The following is a 1,512-nucleotide window of genomic DNA, read 5'->3' as shown; positions in this document are numbered from 1 at the left end:
GAATTTCTGTTCCGTGGGGAGCTTGCCGATCTTCCACGCCCTCGCCACGGCAGCGCGGGTCGTTTCCGCGCCGCTGGTCCATTTGTTTGCAAGCAGTCCGGTCACCGCGGTAATCGAGCGCGGCCAGCGGTGCGTCGGCGCGACACTGTTGCACAGCGTTCGATGAATCCTGATGAGCGCAGCGGTACTGGTGGGATGAGGTTGCGGCGTGGAAAGACGGTAGGCCTCGTCCTGATGCCGGGCTTCGCGAATCTTCTGGAATACCGGATCGTTGCGCAGCGATCGCCCCACTCCGTCGCCGTCCTGAAGCGGCGCGAGATATCTCTCGAATCGTCCAACGGGGCCGCGAGTGCGGAGGGTGCGAGTTCCAGCGAATGTGGCGCGTTCATAAAGCGGTCCAGTCAGGTGCGCGGGTCGGGAAACTGCCCGGCCAGGGCAGCGCGGTCTTTTTGCCGGGCGGGCTCACGACCAGTCGCAGGAACACCTGCCCGCGAGACTGCTTCGGCAGCAGTGCTTCGTCGGCGATATTCACCACCCCCAGCGGGAAATCGAAAAGCGTGTCGCCGACGCGGGCGCGCGCACCGGCAACACATCGCAATTGTTGAAAGCCGGCTGACGAACGAAATCAGCGCCCAGGGATCGTTGAACGTCCAGGTCAGCGTGCGGCCATCGGTCGAATATGCGCGCTGCTACGGATCGGCGGCGGCGTCGAGCGGCGAGTCCTTCGCGAGACGCAGCGTCAGCGAGACCGGCATGCCGTACTCCCAATGCAGCGGATCCGGCGCGTCGTGCAGCGACACGCTCTGAGCGTCCAGTCGATCACCTGGTTCGCAGCGATTTCGCCGCTGCGGTTCGCGCGGAAATCGACGCTGACGTCGAGCCCCGTCGCCGCGCCGTCCGTTGCCGGATAAAGCGGGAGAGCAACGCATCGACCTGATCGCAGTTATCGACGAACTGGCGCACCGGCGTCTTGCCGCCGATCACCCGCTCGCCCGCGCCGTTGCGTGCCTGCTGGAACACGTGCGAGACCCGCTCGTAATGACGCAACGCCTGACCCAGTTCGGCGAAATCAGCGGTATTCGCGTCGCCGTTAATGCCCCGTCCCGGCACGCCAAAGGGCGGATGCCCCGCCACACCCTGGTTGAACGCGGTCGAGAAACCGGTCCATTGCTGACGCAGGTCGTCGACATTGCCCTGACCGCAACGCGCCAGCAGCGTGTCATACAGACGTGCATGCAGCGCGCTGAAATAGTCGCCATTGGAGAGCCCGCTCGGCCGCGGCGGAAAACGCCCGATGCCGCCCGCGCCCGGCTCTGCGGCCACCGTCTGCACGAACTGCTCAAGTGCAAACAGACCACTGTTGGGATTTTTCAGCTGACAGCGATCGAGATCGCGGACGATCGCCTGCCAGCGCAGTGCCAGCGGCGAGCCGGCCTCGGCGGGTCCGAGAGCGGCCAGATACACCGAGGCCTGGCGGCCCAGCGCGGTCGCGCGGGTCGCCTTCTATGAGCG

The 1,512-nt window shown here is 65.7% G+C and carries 3 protein-coding genes; all 3 read right to left on the bottom strand.

The features are described 5' to 3' along the window. Positions 1 to 291: hypothetical protein (locus P0D89_RS52880; RefSeq protein ID WP_408379606.1), on the bottom strand; the 291-nt coding region annotated here is incomplete at its 3' end. 94 nt (positions 292 to 385) lie between these two features. Further along, positions 386 to 532 (bottom strand): hypothetical protein, encoded by a 147-nt coding sequence (locus P0D89_RS52875; protein ID WP_408379603.1) that lies wholly within the window; start codon positions 530 to 532, stop codon positions 386 to 388. Positions 533 to 819: 287 nt separating this feature from the next. Then, positions 820 to 1,464: a hypothetical protein gene (locus P0D89_RS52870; RefSeq protein WP_408371129.1), complete on the bottom strand. Its 645-nt coding sequence runs from the start codon at positions 1,462 to 1,464 to the stop codon at positions 820 to 822. Between the last annotated feature and the right edge of the window lie 48 nt (positions 1,465 to 1,512).

Origin of the sequence: Paraburkholderia sp. RL18-085-BIA-A (assembly GCF_046027075.1) — a bacterium.
Lineage (GTDB): Bacteria > Pseudomonadota > Gammaproteobacteria > Burkholderiales > Burkholderiaceae > Paraburkholderia.
The sequence above is the reverse complement of the archived record's forward strand: the minus strand, read 5'-3'. Positions and strand labels throughout refer to the sequence as shown.